The following is a 17,627-nucleotide window of genomic DNA, read 5'->3' as shown; positions in this document are numbered from 1 at the left end:
CACGACGGCGAGGATCGAGCGCACGTCATCCGTTATTTGGCGCTTCGTGCATCGATCAGATCCGCGGTCGTATGGCTTAGGCGATCGGCAAGAACCCGCAATATCTCGATGGTCATTTCCGGGAACTCCTTCATAAGCCTCAGGAAATGATCCTTGCTGATTCTCAACGCTTCCAGCGGACTTGCCGCTCTGACGGTGGCCGTGCGGGAGCTGTTGCACAATATGGCGATCTCGCCAACAATCGAATTTGGCTCCAGTTCGGCAACTTTTATCGGTCCGCTGTCGGAATCGACCAGAATATCCGCCCTGCCTGAAAGGATGACATAGGCGGCGTCTCCCTCGTCGCCCTGCCGGAAAAGGATCTGGCCGGCGCTGTAGCTCACACGATCGGATGTGAACGCAAGCAGCTTGAGCTTTGTCGGCTCGATGGCAGAGAACAAGGGAACGCGTTGCAGCATTCCAACTTCGTCCTTGAGCAGCATTGTCGCAAACCTTCCCAAATTCGCGTGTGCCAGACTAGAGCAACGGTCGCCCAGATGGAATCAATTCTGTTTCCGGGATGGCGGGACGAACCACGCGAAAGGTGGCAAGCCCGATGCCGGGCGATCGGGCGATGCCGCCTGACAAAAATAGGCTTCGCCAGCCGGAACCCGAAGAGCCGGGTGAATTTGCGGCAAATCCTTCGGTTTTCGGCGCGGATGCAGTCCCGCTACGCCCTTTGCCGAATGCCATGATCTTGCATCAAATTCGCACCGGCAGAATGATCCCATCTGAATGTCCGTTGCTCTATGACAGCAGTTCCTTGAATATACCGTTCCCTGCCAAAAGTGTCTCGGGTGTTCCGTCTTCCACCAATTTGCCCGAGTCGAAGACGATAACGCGATCGAACATCATCCCCATCGCCGGATTCGTCACGACCCACACAATTGCCGGCGAATGGCCGTCGCGCCTGGCATCCTCGAGCACGTTTCGCAGCACCTTATCCTGCATGCGCTGGTCGAGCGCCGACAGCGGCCGGTTGAGAATGAGAAAATCAGGACGCTTGAGCAGGGCCCGGGCAACATCGAGCTTCTGTCGCTGTCCACCGGTCAGCCGCCTGCCGCCGGAGCCGACATTGAAGTCCAGGCCGACATCCAGAAGTTCGGCATAAAGCCCAAGTTCGTCAAGAATGTCATAGACGATGGAGCGTATGCGGTCCGGCGCGTCGGGATGGTTGTTGCCCACACGCCCGAACAGGACATTATCCATGACGGTGGCCGCGGCTATGTATTTGGCAGGATCATACCGTTCGATCGCATTTTGCAGCTCGGGCGGCAGGTTTTCATAGAACAGGTTGCGTGCAGCGACGATCTTGCTCATCAGCTCGTCGCTCAGCAGGCCGAAGCGGTGCCGGGGCTCGATATAGGCAAAGCTCAAGGTGACGATCATGGCGCGGTCGCTCTCCGAAACCGCCTCGTGGGGACGGTTCTTGAGCCGTTGCAGCAAGGTTTCGTAGGCGGGTATCTCCTCGGCGCTCATGAAGGCGAGCTGCTGGAAGAACTGGTGATCGGGCGGCAGGTCGGCAAACAGCTCGATCGCCTGTTCGGCGATCTCCATGCCCATTTCGTAGAGCGTGCGGTCGAGGCCGGCTTGCCTCAGCACAGAAGCAAAATAGGGATTGGCCGCCAGAGCCCTGTCGGCCAGTTCGGGCCCGGCGGCAGCGCCGAAGAGCAGGTTTTGGCCGATCGTTGCTTCCTTGTTGTAGGCGCCCGGTTCGAAAGGAACCACCAGTTCGCTCAGCCCTTCGTGTTCCAGCCGGGTTCGCAGCGCCGCCCGCAGTTCGACGATCCGCCTCGCAAGCTCCGTGTGACGCGTCAGGTCGGCCGAAGAGCGCAAGCCAAGATCCAGAATATCGCGCGACAGAACAACCGCGTCGAGCGCCCGGCGCACGGCTTCAAAGAGGTCGTGCGGGCCGGTAGCGCCAGCGGAAGCATAGTTGATCCAGTCGCTGTGGATATCAAGATCCGGATTGCCCGACCGGCGCGCCTCGTGGATGTTCCAGCGGTGCTGGTTTGCCGCAGCACCGTCATAAGTCACCGATGTCAGCGGCGCATGCTTCAACCCGTAGAGCAGGTTATCGCGGAGGCTTGCTTGGAACAGGAAAACATCCGACGAGGCATAGGACATGCGCCGGCCGGTCACTGCTTCGGGGAGTTCAAGCAGATCGTCGGCGCCCGAAGCGACCCTTCCGCTGTCCGGCCGATTCAGCCGCGCGAAGGCTTCTGCAAGCGCCTCGGCTCCACCTGTTGCGGTACTGACCAGCGCCACCGTCTCACCCGGCTTGACCTGGAGGGAGACACGGTCGAGGACCATTCCACCGCCATCGTCTGCTATGGACAGACTGATCGCCGACAGTGGTTTGGTCATCGGATCGGGATCGTCGATCGTCAATGCGCCGATTCTCGGCGCAATGAGACCATCGACGGTGAATTGTTCAACGACCTGCTGATATTTGACCTGGATATCCTGTCGCGCCTGATCCCAGTCGATCAGTTCTTTCATCGGTCCGGGCAGCTCCTTGTAGGCGCTGATCACGGCCACGAGCTGACCGACGTCCAGCCGCCCCTGGATGACCAGATACCCGCCGATCATGTAGAACAGAAAGGGCGTGACCTGCGCGAGAAAATTATTGAGGAACTTCACCATGAATTTCCATTGGTAAAGATCGAAGCGGATCTTGAAGATTTGCCCGAGCCGGGCAGCTATGTCGGCGCGCTCGTAGTTTGATGTGTCGTGGACGTGAACCGCGCCGATCCCGTCGACGATTTCGCCAACCCGGCCCGAAAGCGCGCGCGCCGTCAACTGCCGTTCGCGCCCGAGCACGATCAGCCGCCGCCGCATTCGCGGGATGAGCACGATCTGGATCACCACGATCACGACCGCTATCATTCCGAGCCAGAAGTTCTGGACCACGATGAACAGCATGGCCGTCAGCGCCTGGCCGCCGAGCAGCACCGGCTGCACGAAGGCATCGCCGATGAAGCCGCCCAGCGGCTCCACCTCGTCCTTCACCATGGTCGCCACTTCGGCGGATTTCACTCGCTTGAAGTAAAACGGTGGAAACCGCAGCACACGATCGACCAGATCGAATCGGATACGCCGCAGCATGCGTTCGCCGAGGCGGCCCTTATAGGTGTTGATGTAGAGTTTGAACAGGCCGTTGATGACGACTAGCAAGAGGAACACAAGGCTCAGGGCAAACAGCGTCGCCTTGCGGTCGAGCTGAAAACCGGAGAAGAACTGGACCTCTCCGATGAACGGCAGGTTATAGTGTAACCTCATGAATGGCTGGGTCGCGCCCGGTTGCTCGAAGCCGCTACCTTGGATCGGGCCGTTGATGATCAGCTTCGGCAGGTCGAAGGACATGAAATACGGGATCATCGAAAGCACGACGATCATCAATATCCAGAGCTGCTGCTTCTTGGTGTGCGTCCAGATATAGCGGGCTAGGCTGGGTTCCATATGCGGCTGTGGACCCTTCTTCAGTTGGAAGGATGCAGGAGGTAAAAGCACCTGCTGGCGAATGGCGTATCGGCCATTTTTTCGTCGTCAACGAAAAGCTCGAAGCTGCAGCGCAAGGAAATTGTTCTGCGCTCAACGATGGAAGGAACCTGCGAGGCGGCGCGATCCAGTTCCGGCGAATGGTCGATGACAACGCGATCGGCATTGTTGATCGGCGAAGAAAGCAGCTGGCCAAACGGTTCGCGGCTTCCGTAGGGTTTTGGCGAATAGCCGCGCAGCACGAGGCCGCAGCTGCGCCGCTGGTGCTCGCGGATGGACGCCGATGGTCCGGGCAGATGCAACAGGCTCTCTCCGGCACCGGGCAATGGCGAAGCGGCTTGCTGCATAATCACGTCCGCGAATCAAACAGCCTTGTGGGAGGCAAGATTGCGTTGTGTCGCCCGAAATCCCAACATACAAGACAAATATGATGGATGTCACGCAACCACGCAATGCCGGCATCAGCTGGCACGAGCAAGCCTTGGACCTCACGCGGGGAATTGCTGCCTACGTCAACTGCCCTCTCGTGGCAGGGCTGGCGCGCGTCATCACCAAGCATCCGAAGGCCGATATCGCAAACGCCTTCAACCACAAGCAGGTCGCCTGCAAGATGTGGGCGCTCGACAGGCTGTTCGAAAGCTGCGGCGGCCGGTTCGGGCGCGTATGGGTTGTGGGTGGATGGTACGGCGTATTGCCGGCAATGCTTTTCAACGACGCCCGCTTCGACATCACGGCGGTCGATAGCATCGACATCGATCCCGAAGTCGCGCCGGTCGCCCGGACCCTCAACCGGGAAGCCGGCGACCGGTTTCGGGCGCTGACGGCAGATATGTATTCACTCGACTATGCGGCCGTGCGGCCCGACCTGATGGTCAATACGAGCTGCGAACACATAGCCGATCTGCGCGCCTGGCTTGCTCTGCTTCCGCGGGGCATGACTGTACTGCTGCAATCGAACGATTATTTCAGCGAGCCGACGCACATCAACTGCGTGGCTTCACTAGCAGCCTTCGAAGCAATGGCGGCGCTACGGGAGGTGCGGTTCTCCGGCGAGCTGCCGACAAAAAATTATACTCGCTTCATGCTGATTGGAACTGTTTAAAGCATTTCGCCCAAAGGTGCGTAGCGGTTGGGACGACAACGACATCGACTTGAAGCGCGTCGCGCGAAGCTCACCAGACGCGACGCGCGTACGTCTGCTTGATCATGAACTTTTCCGAAACCGGGCCCCATTTTTAGGGACCATTGTTCGATACCGCTCGCGCAGAATTTTAGCCGACCGACGCGCGCCTTCCAGATCGAGACGGTGCGAGGACGGCGTCGGTCCCACAAGCGCCTGTTCGATCGCTTGCGCCAAACCTTCAGGCGTTAGGTCCTTTTCCATCAGCATGGTCGCAAGACCGAGTTCTTCGAGCATCAGACTGCGAACCGTCTGTTCGGTTTCCCCGCCGGCTGCAAATGGAACGAGCAGGGAGCGACAACCCGCGCGCAGGACATCGCAGGCCGTGTTGTAACCCGCCTGCGAGACCGACAGGCGGGCGCCGGTGAGCAGGCTGGCGAAATCCTCGCGGAACCGGAAGATGGACAGCACCGGCGTGGCATCGCGTGCGATCGCGTCAAACTGGTCTTTCGGCAGGTTTGGGCCGGTGATCAAACACCATTTCCAAGCGTTGCTGGCATGCCGCGCCGCTGCGATGGTGGAGCTGACAAGGTTCTTTCCGGCAGCCCCGCCGCCGACCGACACCACAATGTCGAAGCGCTCGGAGGCCGCGGGCGATGGCGGCGCGGCAACGAGCCCTGTGTAGGTGACCTCGGCTTTGATCGCCCCAGCCAGTGGAAATGTCTTGTCGATGGTTGCGAAAGCCGGATCACCGTGGATCATGACAAGGTCGAAATGCCTGTTGATGAGATCCACCGTTTCCTCGTTTCGGCCCGGCTTGACGCGCTCCTGAAGGATATCACGGACGGACGTCGCCAGCAGCGGTCTGGGTGACGTCGCGTCGATGGCCTCGATCAGCGGCAGGAGTTCGAAACGCATCTGCCGGCGTCCAAATGGAAACGCCTCGACAATGACGATATCAGGCCTGCAATCCCGGAATGCCTGCAGCAGCATCTCTGAACGCAATTTCTTGAAATCATCGTCGATGGGTTTGCCCTGCAGGTCGACAAGTCCGGAAAATCCTTCATCACCGGAGGTGACCGGTGGCAGGGCTACCGATGTTACACCCGGTCCCGGAAACCCCGCGATCGGCGCTCCGCCGGTCACGACGGTTACGTCGAACCCGTCATCGACCATAGCCGCCGCAATGCGGCTGGCCCGCGCGAGATGGCCGATACCGAGCAAGTGCTGGACATAGAAGAAAGCGCGCAGCCGCTTCATTCGGCGGCCCGCCACTCCCGCTCGAACAGTTCCTTGAGCTGTCCAATACTGGCCATATGATCGAAATCACCGCGCACGCGCCGCTCTGCGGCGTCGCCGAGGCGGGCGCGCAGCACGGGATCACGGATCAGCCGCTCCAGCGCCTGTGCCAGGGCAATTGGGTTTTCCGTCGGAACCAGCAGCCCGGTTTCATCCGGCGATAAAAGCTCCGGCACGCCGGAAATATCGGTCGACACGCAGGCAAGGCGCTGGCTAGCCGCCTCCACCAGAACATTCGGCAGACCGTCCCGGTCGCCATTTGCGGTGATCCTGCAGGCCAGGGCGAAGATGTCGGCGCAGCGGTAGTGCTCAAGCACCTCCTCCTGCGCAAGCGCGCCTTTCCAGGAGACGCGACCATCCAGTCCGAGCTTTTGCGCCAGCGCCCTGAACCGTTCCAGTTCCTCGCCGCCGCCGATATGCTCGAAACGCCACGCCAAATCACCAGGCAAGAGGGCAAGCGCCTCCAGCAACGTATCGTAACCTTTCTTTTCAACGGCGCGCCCGACACTCAGAACGATAACCGGTTCGTCCGGCGCCGAGCCGTCATGGTGTTTTCGCGCCTCGCCGAAACTGCCGAAGCGATCAAGGTCGAGCCCATGATAGCTCAGATGCACAGACGAGTTGCCGTTAGCGAGTTTTTTCAGACGGTCGAAGCCGGTTTTCGTGCAAGTGACCGTCCAGCGCGCCGAGGAGAGCTTGCCAGCCAGATCCCAGTCCGCCGAAGTCCAGATGTCCTTGGCATGGGCCGAGCAGCTCCAGGGCAGGCCGCGAAGCTGGCTGGCATAGCGCGTTACCGATGCCGGTGTGTGCGCGAAATGTGCATGCAGCCAGCCCGCGCCTTCCGGCCATTCGGCCGCCAGCACGAGCGCTTGCCCGAAGCGGCGCGCGCGATTGCGCGTAAAGTCGCGGCGGATATCGGTAGCCAGCGATCCGAGCGCGCGCCAGAAGCCCGGCCGCAGCAGGTAAGCAAACAGCGAGCGAACCACGCGCAGCGGCTCTTCATGCAGATATTCCGGCAAATAATGGACGGGCGCTTTGATCTCGTCATGCACGGGGTGGCGTTTTGCGTCGGTCGGCCGCCTCAGCGCGACGAGTATCAGGTCGAACCCCGCACGCTCCAGACCGAGCAGTTCCTGCGCGATGAAGGTTTCCGACAGCCGCGGATAGCCCTTAAGAACCACGACGATCTTGCGATGTTGCAACTCAGTTCACGCCTTCAATGACCGAAAGGTGATGGCCGCCCCGCCGGTCGAGCAGTTCCGAGACGATTTCGGAAATGTGAGGCAGGCCTTCCAGCGTCAGATGCGGATGGCTCTGCGATGGGCCGGGCCGGTCCGGCAGCACCTCCAGTGCATCGGCAAACCGCTGGGAATCCTCGGCTTCTTCCGGCAAAAGCATCTCGATGAGGCCGAGTTCGGCTGCGCGCCGTGCTCGGATCAGTTGTTCCTCGCGGGGCTTGACGCGCGGCACGATCAGGGCCGGCTTGTCGAAAGACAGTATCTCGCAATAGGTGTTGTAACCGCCCATCGCCACGACTGCCTTGGCGCCGGCAATCAGCTCTTCCATGCGGTTGTCGAACTCGATGATCTTGATATAGGGAATTTTGGATCCCTTCTTGAGCAGCTTGTTGCGCTTGCGCGCCGGCATGTAAGGCCCAAGCACGATCAGTGCCCTATGCTGCAATTGCGGATCCTGCTGATAGGCATCGATGACGCTGTGGATCAGTTCGGCGCCGTCACCGCCGCCACCGGTGGTAACGAGGATATAATCACCCTCGGGCCGGTGGCCGGGCAACTCGTTCTTCTGCAGGCTCCGTTGCAGGAAACCGACGAACTTCATCTTTGCCCTGACAGCCGGCGGCACATCCAAACCGGTCAACGGATCGTAGAAATCCGGCGGACCATAGACCCAGACCTTGTCGTAAAACAGGCCTATCTTGCGCATCACATCCTTGCGTGCCCACTCTGCTTCAAGCAGATGCGGGGCGTCCATCACCTCGCGCAGGCCAAGCACGAGCGTGGTGCCCCGCGTCTTCAGGTAGGACAGCGTGTCCTCGATCTCACCGCGCAGGCCGAGCGGTTCCTTGTCGACGATGAAGATATCCGGCCGGAAGGTCTCGGCTGTGTGGCGGATGATCGACTGGCGCATTCTTAGCGTCTCATGCAGATCGATATCCTTTTCCAGCGAGGTGTATTCGCCGTTGCGCAACTTGATGACGCTGGGGATCTTCACGAAGTCGACACGGGCGCGGTAGTCGAAGGCGCCAGCGATAGTCGCACCCGAAATGATAAGCACCTGAAGTCCGCGGAAATCCTCGACCAGCGAATGCGCGATCGTCCGGCAGCGCTGCAAATGGCCAAGCCCGAACGTGTCGTGGCTGTACATGAGAATTCGAGCATTTTGTGCGTGCTGGGTCATTGTTGAACGTCTTTTAGAATTCTCGGCTTGAGGACCGTGGACGACCCCGCACGAAACAATCCTCGCGGGTCTACCGACCTGTTTTGAAACATGAGAGCGCAATTTTCAATTCGTATTACCCAAGAGGGTCCATATGCTGAAGCCAGGAAGCTGCGTCTGCTCAGCTGCCGGCTTGCCACGTGGTCAGAAGAACCTGCATCATTTCATTGGTATTGATCATCTCGGATTCTGGTGGCGGAGATTCGGATAGAGCGGCGTTGGCAGAAATTGACGCTTCCAAGGTTGGGGTCGAGCGTTCGAATCACTTCACCCCGCTCCAGTTTCCTTCCAGGGAATCAAAAATCGGCAAGCCGCGGTTCGCCGCGGCTTTTTGGTTTTTGGGGCAGCACCAAACTGGCTGATAGTGAACCTTTCATATTGGAGAGTCCTCACATTCCATCCTGGCGGGAGGGCGGCTCGAGAGGAATGGCATCGCTCTACCTTGTAATCGGGTCACAAGGAAGCGCCCGCGAGCTAAAGCCAGCGCATCCAATTGTGCAATGTCGATTCGTTCCTAACAAGCATGCGGACCGGCAGCCCTTTTTCCTAAAAGAGCACGGCTGCTCGCTTTGTGCTGCCGATAGCAGCGGTGGTCGCTACTACTGTGCCTCTTTTGGCTTGTCTACGAGTTTCTCGACCAGCCGCCGGAGCTCGGAAGGGATAGTGTGCCCGGCAACAACCAGGGAGCGGAGCGTTTGACTTTAAGGTTGGAGATCTGAATGCTCGGCGGGCCGATCAGCTCCAGCATACTCCATCAAAGGTTGGGGTCGAGCGTTCGAATCGCTTCACCCGCTCCAGTTTCCTTCCAGGGAATCAAGCTTCGATCGTGTTTGGCGGCAGCACGGCATCACCCAGAAGACGGGGCGAGCTTGTCCTTTCCGGCTGCGTTGTGGCCTGCAGGCGCTTTGTTCGCCGCGCCAAATACGTCCCCAAGTATAGTCTAGGACCTTTGCCTTTCAATTTCGGACCAAGGTCCCTTGCGGACAGGTGCATTTGAATCACACTGGCCGATAGTGGACCTTTCATATTAGAGAGTCCTCATATTCATAGTCCGGAACCATCCTGGCGGGAGGGCGGCTCGAAGGAGGAACTTATGAAAACTCGAACCAGTCTGTTCGCAACGGTCGCCGCTCTCGCCCTTGTCGCGTCTCCAGTCCTCGCCGGACCCGGCGGCAATGGCGGCGGGAAGGGTAACGGCGCAAGCAACGGCAATGGCGGAAATTCGGCTGGGGCTGGATCGCAGGGACACGGAGCCGCAACGTCTGCGGCGGCCAAGGACAAGTCCACTCGGGGAATTGCCCATGCGATGGCTGTCGTTTCGACGACGCCGGCCTCACCGCAGGCCACTTTGTCCTTGCAGGCAGCTTTGGACAAGTTCCTGGCAAGAAAGGCCGATCCGGCAGAGACTTCCGACGACACCTCCGGCGAAATTCCTGACGCAGCCGAATAATATTGCAAATCATGCGCTGCTCGGCGGCGCATCGCACTGTCGAGATTTTTAGCCAGTTGGCAGGGTCCTTCATCTGTTCGGCCGATGCCATGGGTCAAGGAAAAGCCGATATTTGAGCCCGATCCTAAGGGATCCCTGGAACGGTCCTGCCCCTACAGACTGTCCAGAGAGCACCACCGGCTTCGGGCCGGTGGTGCGTCTTTGCGTGGGCGCTCAATTGGCCACCTAACCGCGGCCGTTTTGGTTCCGGGGCGACCTGGCTGGGAACTACCTGGCGCCAGCGCCTCTGCGAAAATCGGACGGCGACATGCCGGCCAGCTTGCGAAACGACTTGTTGAAGGCGCTGAGCGAGCCGAAACCGGAGTCCATGGCGACGCGCAGCACATTGGCGTCCTGATGCATCAGCAGCGCCTGGGCGTAGCTGAGCCGCAACAGGTTGACATATTCGTTGAGCGTCATGCCGGTCGATTTCTTAAAGATGCTCATCGCGTATTTGGGATGGATGTCGGCCGCCGCCGCGATATCTACGCAATCGATGTCGTAGAGAAAATTCTCGGCGATGAAGTCGCACATGCGCCCGACATTGCGCAGGGATTGCTGATCGAAGGGGCTGCCCGGCTCCTGCTCGATCGGGGTTTCGGGAACCAGCCGGTAAGGCTCGAAGCGCACCCGCTCCAGCCGCAGCAACAGCTCGTTGACGGCATGTTCGGCCTTGCCCGGATCGCCCGAGCGGACATAGCGGTTCCAGCGCTCGAAATTGTGGTCGTCCGACCGGTCGGTGGCGCCGGTCACTAGTGTCGCGCCTGTCATCAGCCGGTTGCGGACGTCGGCGGGAAGATGCAGCCGGAAGAAATGCACCAGCGGCAGGTGCGCACCGGCATAGACGGCATCGTCCGATGCGTCGTCCATCTGGTGCGGCAGGCCGCCCCAGAACAGGCACATGTCGCCCGCCGAAAGCGAGATCTCGTGCTCATCCATGCGGTAGTGCACGTTGCCGCGGACGATGAAATTCACCTCGACCTGGGCATGCCAATGCGGCTTCAGCATCACCAGAGGCTGGGTGTGAAACATCTGCAGCAGCAGCGGCAAGCCCTCCACGCTGCTGGCGCCAGGCTGGTAAAACGGCCTTTCCGGCATCTTACTTTCCGCCAATTTTTTATTCCCTTTGTCGCGGACAAGCCTTCGCCAGCGCCTAGTCTAGCCATGCTCGCGAAGAGAGAGCAAATGAAATGGGAGGATTTCAATGCGCACCATACTGACCTGCGCCGCGCTCGCGCTTGCCCTGGGCTCAGCCCCGGCCTTTGCGCAATCCGGCGAAATCACGATCTGGAGCTGGAACGTCGCCGCTTCATCGCTGAAGGCCACCATAGAAGGCTTCAACAAGCAGTTCCCCGACATCAAGGTCACGGTCCAGGATCTCGGCAACCAGCCGACGTATGACAAGTCGATCGCCGGCTGCGCTGCCGGCGGCGAGGGGCTGCCTGACATCGTGACGATCGAGAACGGCGAGGCCGAGAACTACTGGAGCCAGTTCCCGGACTGTTTCGTCGACCTTCACACGCTGGGCTATACGGCCGAAGACCAGGCAAAATTCCCCGATTTCAAACGCACCGAGCTCGAAGTGGAAGACAAGGCCTATGCGATGCCGTGGGATTCGGGCCCGGTCGCGATGTACTACCGCCGCGACTTCTACGAGAAGGCCGGCGTCGATCCCGCCTCGATCAAGACCTGGGACGATTTCATTGCCGCCGGCAAGAAGATCCAGGCCGCCAATCCCGGCGTGACGATGACCAACGCCGATTTCAACGGCGACTCCGAATTTTTCCGTATGATTGCCAACGAGCAGGGTTGCGCCTATTTCGCCGCCGACGGCCAATCGATCACGGTCAACCAGCCGGGCTGTGTGGCGTCGATGACCAAGATCAAGGAGATGAAGGACGCCGGCATCATCTCCTCGGCCGACTGGAGCACCAAGATCACCAACAACACCGCCGGCAAGGTCGCCAGCCAGATGTATGGCGGCTGGTTCGAGGGCACCATACGCACCGAATCGCCCGACGGCAGCGGCAAATGGGGCGTCTACCTGATGCCGAGCCTAACTGCCGACGGCCCACGCGCCGCCAATCTCGGCGGTTCGTCGCTCGCCATCACCTCGGTGTCCAACAACAAGGAGGCCGCTTTCGCCTATCTGAAATACTCGCTCGCCACCAATGAGGGCCAGATAGCGATGCTGAAGGGTTTTGGCCTGGTGCCGTCGCTGATCTCGGCGCTCGATGATCCCTATGTCTCCGAAGGCCAGCCCTATTGGGGCGGCCAGGCGGTGTGGAAGGATATCCTCGGCACCTTGCCCAAGGTCGTCCCCAGCCGCGGCACGCCGTTCCAGAGCGACGCGGAAATCATCGTCCGCGCAGTCCAGACCAAATATCTGGGCGGTGGCTACCCCGACGCGAAGGCGGCGCTCGACGATGCCGCAAGCCAGATCGCCTCGGCGACCGGCCTGCCGGTCGAAGAGTGAGCTGAACGCGGGCCTTCCTTCTCCCCTTGTGGGAGAAGGTGTCGCCGAAGGCGACGCATGAGGGGTGGTCCAGCTTGGCGCCGACGGCGCTCCTCCCAACACCCCTCAACCGTCTTGGCGCTGCGCGACAATCCACCTTCCCCCCAAGGGGAGAAGGCAAGACAAGGCCGGCGCCGACCTCGACAGCAGGCCGGTAAACCTAGAAACGAGAGGCAAAGGAGGGCAACGATGCGCTATCAGAACGCCACGGCTTACCGCTTCCTCGCGCCCTATCTGCTGATCTTCTCGATCTTCTGGCTGTGGCCGATCATCAGTTCCTTCCTGATCTCCTTCCAGGCGACGCGGACGGTGCCGTGGCGGTTCGCGCCGACCTTCAACTGGGGCCGGCTGATCGGCGATCCGGCCTTCTTCAACGCGTTGAAGAACACTTTGCTTATCCTCGTCATCCAGGTGCCGGTGATGATCACTTTGGCGATCGTGATGGCCGTGCTGCTCAATTCGCCGCTGCTGAAGGCCCGTGGCCTGTTCCGCTTCGCCTTCTTCGCCCCGGTCGTGGTCGGCGAAGTCGCCTATTCCGCGGTGTTCCGGCTGATGTTCAACCTCGATTACGGCATCATCAACAAGCTGCTGAACAGCGTTGGCCTGCCCCGCATCGACTGGTTTTCCAACGTCACGCCGGCGATGGCGGTCATCATGATCGCGGTGACTTGGCGCTGGGCCGGCTACAACGCCATCATCCTGCTCGCCGGCCTGCAATCGATCCCCCAGGATGTCTACGAGGCGGCGACGCTGGACCGCGTCAGCAAGCTCAAGCAGTTCTTCTACATCACCCTGCCGCTGCTCAAGCCGATCATCGTGTTCTGCGCCGTGCTGTCGATCATCGGCACCATGCAGCTGTTCACCGAGCCGTTCCTGATCACCGAGCGCGGTGGACCGGGCGGCGGCACCGAAACGCTCGGGCTGCTGCTTTACCGCCAGGGCTTCAGGTCGCTCAATTTCGGTTACGCCTCGGCCATCGCCTACACCATGGCCGGGCTGGCGATCGCCATCTCGCTGGTGCAACTGTGGCTGACGAGGGATCCGAAATGAGCTCGCATTCCTCTTCCCGTCGCTCCTCCGCCAGATTGGGACGCAGCATCGCGCTGCATCTCTTCCTGACCCCGCTGGCGCTGATCTGGCTGTTTCCGCTGTGGATGATGGTGATCTTTTCGACCATGCCCGACAGAGGCATCTTCAGCCCCAGCATCGAGCTTTTGCCGCATGGCAGTTTCCTCGACAATGTCAACAATTTGCAGCGCGACACGAATTTCATCGGCGCCATCGGCATCTCCGTCTCGGTGGCGGTGACCTATACGTTCCTGTCGGTGCTGCTCACGTCGATGGCCGGCTGGGCGCTGGCGCGCTACCAGTTCTTCGGCAAGGGCGTGGTCGTCGCGATCATCCTCGGCACCATCACGCTTCCCTATGCTGTCGTGCTGATCCCGCAATTCATCATGGTGGCGCGCGACTTCAAGCTCGCCAACACCTGGGTGGCGCTGATCGTGCCGCCGCTCTTCAATTCGCTCGGCGTGCTGTTCATGCGACAGAGCTTCTCGATGATGCCGGGCGATCTGTTCGACGCCGCTCGGGTCGAGGGGGTCAAGGAATGGCGGGTCTTCCTGTTCGTAGCACTACCGCTGGCGCGGCCGATGCTGGCGGCTCTCGCCATCATCCTGTTCCTTGCCTCCTGGAACAACTACCTCTGGCCACTGCTGATCAATTCCAAGCCCGGCGCCATGACGGCACCGGTGGCGCTCGGCACGCTGATCGGCCTCACCAAAGTGTCGTGGGGCGGCATCATGGCGGGCGCCGTGATGCTCACCGTGCCGATGCTCGTCGTGTTCGTGCTCTTGCAGCGCCATTTCGTCGCCGGCATTGCCGCCGGCGCCATCAAATAGGATCAGCATGGCAGCGGTCACACTCAAAAATGTCGTCAAGCGCTTCGGCGGCTTTGAGATCATTCACGGCGCGAACATCGACGTCGACGACGGCGAATTCGTCGTCTTCGTCGGTCCCTCCGGCTGCGGCAAGTCCACGCTGCTCAGGATGATCGCCGGGCTCGAGGACATCAGCGGCGGCGAGATCGCCATCGGCGGCAAGGTGGTGAACGACGTCGAGCCGGCCGACCGCGGCATCGCCATGGTCTTCCAGTCCTACGCGCTCTATCCGCATATGAGCGTCGAGCAGAATCTGAGCTTCGGGCTCAGGATGAACGGCAACCCGAAACCCGACACCGAGCGGCGGGTGAAGCGGGCCGCCGAAATCCTCCGCATCGCCGAACTGATGAAGCGGCGCCCGCGGCAATTGTCGGGCGGCCAGCGCCAGCGCGTCGCCATCGGTCGCGCCATAGTGCGCGAGCCGCAAGTGTTCCTGTTCGACGAACCGCTCAGCAATCTCGATGCCGAGCTCAGGGTGCAGATGCGAGTCGAGATATCGCGCCTGCACAAGGAGCTCGGCGTCACCATGGTCTATGTGACGCATGACCAGACCGAAGCGATGACGCTGGCCGACAGGATCGTCGTGCTCAGCGCCGGCAATATCGAGCAGATCGGCGCGCCGCTCGATCTCTATGATAACCCGGCCAACCGCTTCGTCGCCGGCTTTGTCGGCTCGCCGAAGATGAATTTCATGGCGGCAAAAGTGGTCGGGAACGACGACGTCGCCGTAACCGTCGAACTCGCCAACCATTGTGGCGCCAAACTACGGAAGCCGCTTTCGGGTGCCCCACCTGCAGTCGGCAGCGAGGTCGTGCTCGGCGTCCGGCCGGAGCATTTCTTCGAGGCCGGCGAAGGTGATTGCGACATCGCCGTCAAGGCCGATGTCGCCGAGCACCTCGGCTCGGTGAGCTATGTCTATGCCAGTGCCGGGACCAATGCCAATGCCGGACCAGAGGAACTGATCATCGAGCGCGAGGCATCGCGACAGCGGGCGAACGGCGACCACATGGTGGTGTCGATCAAGGCCGGCCGGTCGCTTCTCTTCGACAAGTCAGGTGCACGCATTCGCTAAGGCATGTCGCCCAAAAGCGTGCCCTCGGGCAAACCGAGGGTGCGCAGCGGTTTGGGACAACGACATGCACACGAAGACACGCAATTTTCTTTTACCATCTCGCGACGCCGAGGCGACCCCAAGGAGATTTGAAATGACGTCCGAATCACGAAAAATCCGCTGGGGCATTCTCGGGCCCGGCACCATCGCCAAGGCGTTTGCCGGCGGCGTCGCCCATTCGCATACCGGCACTTTGGTCGCCATTGGCGCACGCAATCCCGGCAAATCAGGCCTCGCTGAAAACTTCCCCGGCGCCCGCATCCTCGACGGCTACGAGGCTCTGCTTGCCGACCCGAACGTCGATGCGGTTTACATTTCGACGCCGCATCCCAGCCACGCCGAATGGGCGATCAAGGCGGCCGAGGCCGGAAAGCATGTGCTTTGCGAAAAGCCGATGGGGCTGACCGCCTTCGAAGCCGACGCGATGATCCATGCGGCGCGCAAGGCCGGCACCTTTCTTGGCGAGGCCTTTATGTACCGGCTGCATCCGCAGACGGCAAAACTGGTCGAGCTGGTCAGGTCCGGCGCGATCGGCGAGGTCCGCATGGTGAAGTCGAGCTTCGGCTTCGCCATGCCTGATTTCATGCCGGAGCACCGGCTTTATGCCAACGATCTTGCCGGCGGCGGCATTCTCGACGTCGGCGGTTATCCCGTTTCGATGGCGCGGCTGATTGCCGGGGCAGCATTGGGAAAACCCTTCGCCGAGCCGGACAAGGTGGTCGGCGCAGCCCATCTCGGCCAGTCCGGCGTCGACGAATGGGCCTCGGCGCTGCTGCACTTTCCCAGCGGCATCGTCGCCGAAGTCTCCTGCGGCATCTCGCTGGCGCAGGACAACGTCCTGCGCATCCTCGGCACCAAGGGCCGCCGCATCGAGGTCACGGATTTCTGGTATGCGGCCGGTAGGGAAGGCGGCACCGGCCAAATCCGCATCATCCGACCGGGCGGGGAGGAGGTGGTCGAGGTCAGGGAGGACCGCTGGCTTTACGCTTTCGAGGCCGACGCCGCCGGTGAGGCGATCCTGGCCGGAAAGCAGGAGTTCGCCTGGCCGGGCATGGGCTGGGCCGACAGCCTCGGCAATCTGCGCGTGCTCGACAAATGGCGTGCCGCCATCGGCCTCGAATACGGGATCGAGAAGCCCGAACGACGCGTCAACACAATCTCCGGCCGGCGGCTGCGCTCCGGCGGCACCACCATCCCGAAGCGCGAAATTCCCGGCCTGCCGCGGCCGGCCTCGTGCCTGGCGCTCGGCTTCGAGGATTTTCGAACGTTCTCCTCGGGCATGATCCTGCTCGATGCCTATTTCGAAGCCGGCGGCAACGTCTTCGACACGGCCTATATCTATGGCAGCGGCTACACCGAAACGCTGCTCGGCCAATGGCTGAAAAACCGCGGTGTGCGTGAGCAAGCGGTGGTCATCGGAAAGGGCGCGCACACCCCGCTCTGCTATCCCGATGTTATCGGCAAGCAGCTCACCCAGTCGCTCGACCGGTTGCAGGCCGATCATGTCGATGTCTACTTCATGCACCGCGACGATCCGGACGTGCCGGTCGACGAATTCGTCGACGCCATGGATCGCGAGGTCAGGGCTGGCCGCATTCGCGGTCCGTTCGGCGGCTCGAACTGGACGAGGGAACGCATGGACGAGGCGATTGCCTATGCCGAGCGGACCGGCAAGCAAAAGCCGGGCGCGCTTTCGAACAATTTTTCGCTGGCCGAAATGCTGGTCCCGATCTGGCCGGGTTGCGTCACATCGTCGAGCGATGAATGGAAGGCTTGGCTGACCGCGCGGCAGATGCCCAATTTTGCCTGGTCGAGCCAGGGGCGCGGCTTCTTCACCGGCCGCGCCGGGCGTGATCAGCGTGACAATGAAGAGCTGGTCCGGGTCTGGTACTCGGAGAAAAACTTCGGCCGTCGCGACCGGGCGATCGAGCTCGCCAACAGGCTGGGCAAGAGCCCGATCCATGTCGCGCTCGCCTATGTCCTGGCCCAGCCGTTCCCGTCCGTCCCGCTGATTGGCCCGCGCACGCTCGACGAGCTGGACGACAGTCTGCAGGCGCTCGACATTGCGCTTTCGCCCGACGACATTGCGTGGCTGGATGGCGGTTCGGATCAGCACCCCGCGCGACGCACAGGCTGACTACCTTGCCTTCTCCCCTTGT

General features: G+C 61.1%; 14 protein-coding genes. 8 read left to right on the top strand and 6 right to left on the bottom strand.

The window, feature by feature from the left end; genetic code table 11:
• Positions 1 to 32: 32 nt before the first annotated feature.
• Together EN807_RS04785 and EN807_RS04780 are read right to left on the bottom strand one after the other, a co-directional pair.
• Positions 33 to 482 carry a cyclic nucleotide-binding domain-containing protein gene (locus EN807_RS04785; protein ID WP_029349567.1) on the bottom strand — a complete coding sequence of 150 codons (450 nt, stop codon included), beginning with the start codon at positions 480 to 482 and terminating at the stop codon, positions 33 to 35.
• A gap of 304 nt (positions 483 to 786) precedes the next feature.
• Positions 787 to 3,501, bottom strand: coding sequence for an ABC transporter ATP-binding protein (locus EN807_RS04780; protein WP_135934076.1), 2,715 nt, complete (start codon positions 3,499 to 3,501; stop codon positions 787 to 789).
• A gap of 32 nt (positions 3,502 to 3,533) precedes the next feature.
• Here EN807_RS04780 and EN807_RS35405 point away from each other — a divergent pair, with 32 nt between their 5' ends.
• On the top strand, positions 3,534 to 3,971 hold the full coding sequence (locus EN807_RS35405) for a hypothetical protein (RefSeq protein ID WP_189522350.1): 438 nt from the start codon (positions 3,534 to 3,536) through the stop codon (positions 3,969 to 3,971).
• Positions 3,971 to 4,642 carry a class I SAM-dependent methyltransferase gene (locus EN807_RS04770; protein ID WP_135935786.1) on the top strand — a complete coding sequence of 224 codons (672 nt, stop codon included), beginning with the start codon at positions 3,971 to 3,973 and terminating at the stop codon, positions 4,640 to 4,642. The genes EN807_RS35405 and EN807_RS04770 overlap by 1 nt, the downstream gene beginning before the upstream one ends.
• A gap of 102 nt (positions 4,643 to 4,744) precedes the next feature.
• On the opposite strand, the gene EN807_RS04765 is transcribed toward EN807_RS04770, so the two are convergent.
• The 3 genes from EN807_RS04765 to EN807_RS04755 are packed head-to-tail and all read right to left on the bottom strand — an operon-like array spanning position 4,745 to position 8,377.
• Complete coding sequence (locus EN807_RS04765; protein ID WP_135934074.1) at positions 4,745 to 5,920, bottom strand: glycosyltransferase family protein; 1,176 nt, start codon at positions 5,918 to 5,920, stop codon at positions 4,745 to 4,747.
• Positions 5,917 to 7,161: a glycosyltransferase gene (locus EN807_RS04760; RefSeq protein ID WP_135934073.1), complete on the bottom strand. Its 1,245-nt coding sequence runs from the start codon at positions 7,159 to 7,161 to the stop codon at positions 5,917 to 5,919. The genes EN807_RS04765 and EN807_RS04760 overlap by 4 nt, the downstream gene beginning before the upstream one ends.
• 1 nt (position 7,162) lies before the next feature.
• Entirely contained in the window at positions 7,163 to 8,377 is a 1,215-nt protein-coding gene (locus EN807_RS04755; protein ID WP_135934072.1) for a glycosyltransferase family protein, read from the bottom strand.
• 1,132 nt (positions 8,378 to 9,509) lie between these two features.
• Here EN807_RS04755 and EN807_RS04750 point away from each other — a divergent pair.
• Positions 9,510 to 9,866, top strand: a complete 357-nt coding sequence (locus EN807_RS04750; RefSeq protein WP_065006520.1) for a hypothetical protein — start codon at positions 9,510 to 9,512, stop codon at positions 9,864 to 9,866.
• Between the two features lie 267 nt (positions 9,867 to 10,133).
• Here the strand turns inward: EN807_RS04750 and EN807_RS04745 are convergent, their stop codons facing one another.
• Positions 10,134 to 11,003: a helix-turn-helix domain-containing protein gene (locus EN807_RS04745; protein WP_065007664.1), complete on the bottom strand. Its 870-nt coding sequence runs from the start codon at positions 11,001 to 11,003 to the stop codon at positions 10,134 to 10,136.
• Positions 11,004 to 11,109: 106 nt separating this feature from the next.
• On the opposite strand from EN807_RS04745, the gene EN807_RS04740 reads away from it, so the two are divergent.
• The 5 genes from EN807_RS04740 to EN807_RS04720 all read left to right on the top strand — a co-directional run bounded on the left by EN807_RS04740 (position 11,110) and on the right by EN807_RS04720 (position 17,605).
• Entirely contained in the window at positions 11,110 to 12,381 is a 1,272-nt protein-coding gene (locus EN807_RS04740; RefSeq protein WP_065007663.1) for an ABC transporter substrate-binding protein, read from the top strand.
• Between the two features lie 228 nt (positions 12,382 to 12,609).
• Positions 12,610 to 13,470 carry a sugar ABC transporter permease gene (locus EN807_RS04735; RefSeq protein ID WP_095495801.1) on the top strand — a complete coding sequence of 287 codons (861 nt, stop codon included), beginning with the start codon at positions 12,610 to 12,612 and terminating at the stop codon, positions 13,468 to 13,470.
• Entirely contained in the window at positions 13,467 to 14,318 is an 852-nt protein-coding gene (locus EN807_RS04730; protein ID WP_135934071.1) for a carbohydrate ABC transporter permease, read from the top strand. The genes EN807_RS04735 and EN807_RS04730 overlap by 4 nt, the downstream gene beginning before the upstream one ends.
• 7 nt (positions 14,319 to 14,325) lie before the next feature.
• Positions 14,326 to 15,429 (top strand): sn-glycerol-3-phosphate ABC transporter ATP-binding protein UgpC, encoded by a 1,104-nt coding sequence (ugpC, locus tag EN807_RS04725; RefSeq protein WP_135934070.1) that lies wholly within the window; start codon positions 14,326 to 14,328, stop codon positions 15,427 to 15,429.
• 133 nt (positions 15,430 to 15,562) lie between these two features.
• Positions 15,563 to 17,605 carry an aldo/keto reductase gene (locus EN807_RS04720; protein ID WP_135934069.1) on the top strand — a complete coding sequence of 681 codons (2,043 nt, stop codon included), beginning with the start codon at positions 15,563 to 15,565 and terminating at the stop codon, positions 17,603 to 17,605.
• Positions 17,606 to 17,627: the final 22 nt, after the last annotated feature.

The organism is Mesorhizobium sp. M5C.F.Ca.ET.164.01.1.1 (assembly GCF_004792125.1).
Taxonomy (GTDB): domain Bacteria; phylum Pseudomonadota; class Alphaproteobacteria; order Rhizobiales; family Rhizobiaceae; genus Mesorhizobium; species Mesorhizobium wenxiniae.
This window is presented reverse-complemented; position numbering and strand designations above follow the sequence as displayed.

Bases quoted from the DNA above. Each gene is read 5' to 3' on its own strand.
- EN807_RS04720 (WP_135934069.1), top strand. From the start codon at position 15,563: ATGACGTCCGAATCACGAAAAATCCGCTGGGGCATTCTCGGGCCCGGC.
- EN807_RS04755 (WP_135934072.1), bottom strand. From the start codon at position 8,377: ATGACCCAGCACGCACAAAATGCTCGAATTCTCATGTACAGCCACGAC.
- EN807_RS04740 (WP_065007663.1), top strand. From the start codon at position 11,110: ATGCGCACCATACTGACCTGCGCCGCGCTCGCGCTTGCCCTGGGCTCA.
- EN807_RS04780 (WP_135934076.1), bottom strand. From the start codon at position 3,501: ATGGAACCCAGCCTAGCCCGCTATATCTGGACGCACACCAAGAAGCAG.
- EN807_RS04745 (WP_065007664.1), bottom strand. From the start codon at position 11,003: ATGCCGGAAAGGCCGTTTTACCAGCCTGGCGCCAGCAGCGTGGAGGGC.
- EN807_RS04765 (WP_135934074.1), bottom strand. From the start codon at position 5,920: ATGAAGCGGCTGCGCGCTTTCTTCTATGTCCAGCACTTGCTCGGTATC.
- EN807_RS04785 (WP_029349567.1), bottom strand. From the start codon at position 482: ATGCTGCTCAAGGACGAAGTTGGAATGCTGCAACGCGTTCCCTTGTTC.
- EN807_RS35405 (WP_189522350.1), top strand. From the start codon at position 3,534: ATGCAGGAGGTAAAAGCACCTGCTGGCGAATGGCGTATCGGCCATTTT.
- EN807_RS04750 (WP_065006520.1), top strand. From the start codon at position 9,510: ATGAAAACTCGAACCAGTCTGTTCGCAACGGTCGCCGCTCTCGCCCTT.
- EN807_RS04735 (WP_095495801.1), top strand. From the start codon at position 12,610: ATGCGCTATCAGAACGCCACGGCTTACCGCTTCCTCGCGCCCTATCTG.
- ugpC (WP_135934070.1), top strand. From the start codon at position 14,326: ATGGCAGCGGTCACACTCAAAAATGTCGTCAAGCGCTTCGGCGGCTTT.
- EN807_RS04770 (WP_135935786.1), top strand. From the start codon at position 3,971: ATGGATGTCACGCAACCACGCAATGCCGGCATCAGCTGGCACGAGCAA.
- EN807_RS04730 (WP_135934071.1), top strand. From the start codon at position 13,467: ATGAGCTCGCATTCCTCTTCCCGTCGCTCCTCCGCCAGATTGGGACGC.